Raw genomic sequence first — 3,310 nt, forward strand, 5'->3', positions numbered from 1 at the left:
GCCACTGGCCATATTGCCAAACGTTAGGCATAATGGTGAAAAAACTACAAACTAGCTAATAATATTTTAAAAATACTGAGATGAATTCTACGAAATAAAATAAATATTAACATTAAACTTTGAAAAATGAAAAACTTTAAAATTATCGCACTTCTGTTATTATCAATTTGTTATACTGCTAAGACCTACTCACAAGGTAATGTTACAATTCATTTTGGACCATCTTTCCCAGTTTCAGATTTTGCCTCCGATGATATAGATGATGAAGACGCAGGTGGAGCTGCAGTTGGAATAAATTTTGGACTACAATATATTTATCCTCTATCAGAAAGTGGGTTAGGATTATTTGGTGGAATAGATTTTAATTACAATGGATTAAAAAAAGATGTTAAGGATGATGTAGAGGAATTATTTGAATCTATGGGAATAAATAATGCTGATTACAAATTTTATAAGTACATAAATATTCCTATAACAGCAGGATTAAATTATTCTTACCAGGCTGATGATAAAATTGGAGTATTTGCAAATGCTGGTTTGGCATTAAATTTCATGAAAATAACAGACATGGAAATAGAAGTTAGTGGTCAGACAGTAACACAAGAAATGGATTTAGCCAACAGCATTGGATTTAAAATTGGTGGAGGTATATTAATTAATCAGAAAACATCAATTTCTATTGACTATTTTGCATTAGGAAAACATGATATTGAAGGTGAGATAAAAACAACAGGATATTCAGAGGATTTTGATGGAGAAGGGAAGGTTGATTTATTAACCTTGACATTAGGGATTAAGTTCTAGTATGACTTATAACCACTATGCCTAACACGCGGTCATAAAACATAGCGGTTTCAGTGTAATTTGCAAGCTCAGTTCCCGCTGGCAAGATCAGCAACGGGGGATAGGTTCGCAGCCACGCAATCCGCTACGTTTCATAGCGCCAACCGTTAGCACCAAGCTACAAAGAAAACCTAACCATAATTTGAAATATGAAAGTAACGATTAATTTATTTTATTTTCTTCCACTAATGCTTGCTATGTCATGTAATAAAGAAAAGCTTTCAGAAGAAACTATACCTACTTTTGAAGGAATAACAAGATTGGAATCTGAAGATGGTGAGCCATATTCTATTGACCCAACAGATTGGCGTATTGATAATAAGTTTACAGAACTTGAGCGTAGCTTGTTTGACACTTTGAAATTTGACAATCCAATGTTTTTAAAGTCTACATTATCAAATACAAACGGAATCCCTGAAGTAAAAAGAAGCCCTTGCTTTTATCCAAATCCAGCAAACTCTCTTGCTTATTTCAGCGTTTATGATGGAACGATAAAGAATATTGTAATTGTTGACCAAACTTTCGAGAAAAAAATTGAACTAAGGGAACAAGCCAGTCATTTTAGGTTTGACCTATCCTCCTTTAAAAATGGTATCTATAGAATGTATTACGTTTTACAAGATTCAAATTATAAAATTATTGGTTTAGGACATGGTGATATTCAAGTAGACCATTATCAATATTAAAAATGTTATTGAAATTAACATTTATTTGAAAAAAATAAAAGAATGCCTGGTGCTAACATCGCATATAGCCAATGGAGCAGGATGTGGCTATTTGAAGCATTCTTTACCGCATTTAGGTCTGTGTTATCGGACAGTGACGAAACCCGCATTGCGCCACTGGCCATATGCGTACCGTTGTGGCCAATAGTAGAAAAAACAAAACCGGAGGTAGAACCTTAAAAGATATATATAATCTTTAGATTGAAAGAAACAAAAAACCCGGCTTCTTCACCAGCATAAGGACTGGGAGAGGAATCACCGGGACTTCATCACAAAGATACAACTAATGGATAGAAAAGCAATAGAAAAGATATTATCTACTGAAAGAATAGCACCATATCTGAAAAGACAAGAAAATGACTTTGAAAAAGCAATCCTTCATTATAAAGCAAACATTGAAATATCCGAAGCATTTTACCCATTGATTTCAATTTTTGAGATTGGCTTAAGAAATAACATTAACGAACAATTAATAAGACAGTTTGATAGTGTTGATTGGTTTGAAGACCATGAATTTGTGAAAATAACGTCATCTTTTCAGGTGACAAGAATAACGGAAGCAAGAAGCTCGATTTTACGAGAGAAGAAAGAAATTACCCCAGGTAGGGTTGTCTCTGAGTTAGCATTCGGTTTCTGGACATCACTTTTCGATTTGAAATTTGAGAAGTCATTATGGAAAAATCTAAGACATGCTTTTCCTAACTTTCCTAAGAATCAACGACAAAGAAAGAATATAAGTTCAAAATTGAATGGAATTAGAAAACTAAGAAATCGAATATTTCATCATGAATCCATAGCTTGGAATACTGAAGCGATTGAGAACTACATAAATGAACTCATTGAAGGAATAAATTGGCTGAACAAAGACCTTGAAAACTGGGCTGTCGACCTATTTAGAGTCGGAGAAGTAATTGAAAAAGAGAGATATATAATAGAAAGGTAAAAAACTAATGGCCACAACACGCGTTATAGTGCATGGCTAAGTGCCATATTTATAGCAATTTTCGTTCACTGAAGAGCATTCCTAGCGGCCAGAAAACATCTACCAATAAGATTAGCCACGCACCATATCGCTATACGTTGTGCAACATTTAAAAACAAACTTGAAAACTTGGATTAAATANGTGCAACATTTAAAAACAAACTTGAAAACTTGGATTAAATACGGACTACTGAACTCCCTAATTGGACTTGTAATTGGAGTATATATTGCCATTACTGCGACTGGAAACGGATATTCCGTATTCGGAATAGCAGCACCAATTGCGGCATTTATTACAGGTGGACTATTTTGGAAACTGATTGTAAAGCAAAATTGGGACAGCATTAGAATTTTCATAGCCGGTTTGCTGACAGGAATAATTTCGCATTACATAACTTTCCTATTGCTAGGTGTAGGAATGAATATCTGTTATTGGACAACAGGAGAATGTACCAGTTCACTTGGTGACCCACCTGGAAGTATATTATCAATGCTGACTGATGGATTGGCGTTTTCGTTTTTCAGTTTAATGTTCTTCGGATGGATAACTGCACCAAGCTCTGTAATAATCGGATTGATTTTGAAAAGATTTGAAAATAAAAAAAACGTTGCACAACATCGGCTATAGCAAATGCGGGCTGACTGCTAAAAAATGAAGATATTGTAACTAAATAACATTCGGTTTGGCAGACAAAGATTCGGTTTAAAAATCCCGCACTTGCCATAGCCAAACCATTGTACCGCATGCAAAAACCGAAGT

The 3,310-nt window shown here is 34.4% G+C and carries 4 protein-coding genes; all 4 read left to right on the top strand.

What is annotated here, in order from left to right:
- Positions 1–126 precede the first annotated feature (126 nt).
- The 4 genes from B4W65_RS16830 (at position 127) to B4W65_RS16845 (ending at position 3,178) form a co-directional block, all read left to right on the top strand.
- On the top strand, positions 127–804 hold the full coding sequence (locus B4W65_RS16830) for an outer membrane beta-barrel protein (RefSeq protein ID WP_088656325.1): 678 nt from the start codon (positions 127–129) through the stop codon (positions 802–804).
- 188 nt (positions 805–992) lie between these two features.
- On the top strand, positions 993–1,529 hold the full coding sequence (locus B4W65_RS16835) for a hypothetical protein (RefSeq protein ID WP_088656326.1): 537 nt from the start codon (positions 993–995) through the stop codon (positions 1,527–1,529).
- A 325-nt stretch (positions 1,530–1,854) separates the two neighbouring features.
- Positions 1,855–2,511: an Abi family protein gene (locus tag B4W65_RS16840; RefSeq protein WP_088656327.1), complete on the top strand. Its 657-nt coding sequence runs from the start codon at positions 1,855–1,857 to the stop codon at positions 2,509–2,511.
- Between the two features lie 202 nt (positions 2,512–2,713).
- Positions 2,714–3,178, top strand: a complete 465-nt coding sequence (locus B4W65_RS16845) for a hypothetical protein (RefSeq protein WP_146697830.1) — start codon at positions 2,714–2,716, stop codon at positions 3,176–3,178.
- Positions 3,179–3,310 lie beyond the last annotated feature (132 nt).

Source organism: Geofilum rhodophaeum (genome assembly GCF_002210225.1).
Lineage (GTDB): Bacteria > Bacteroidota > Bacteroidia > Bacteroidales > Marinilabiliaceae > Geofilum > Geofilum rhodophaeum.

Bases quoted from the DNA above. Each gene is read 5' to 3' on its own strand.
- B4W65_RS16835 (WP_088656326.1), top strand. From the start codon at position 993: ATGAAAGTAACGATTAATTTATTTTATTTTCTTCCACTAATGCTTGCT.
- B4W65_RS16840 (WP_088656327.1), top strand. From the start codon at position 1,855: ATGGATAGAAAAGCAATAGAAAAGATATTATCTACTGAAAGAATAGCA.
- B4W65_RS16830 (WP_088656325.1), top strand. From the start codon at position 127: ATGAAAAACTTTAAAATTATCGCACTTCTGTTATTATCAATTTGTTAT.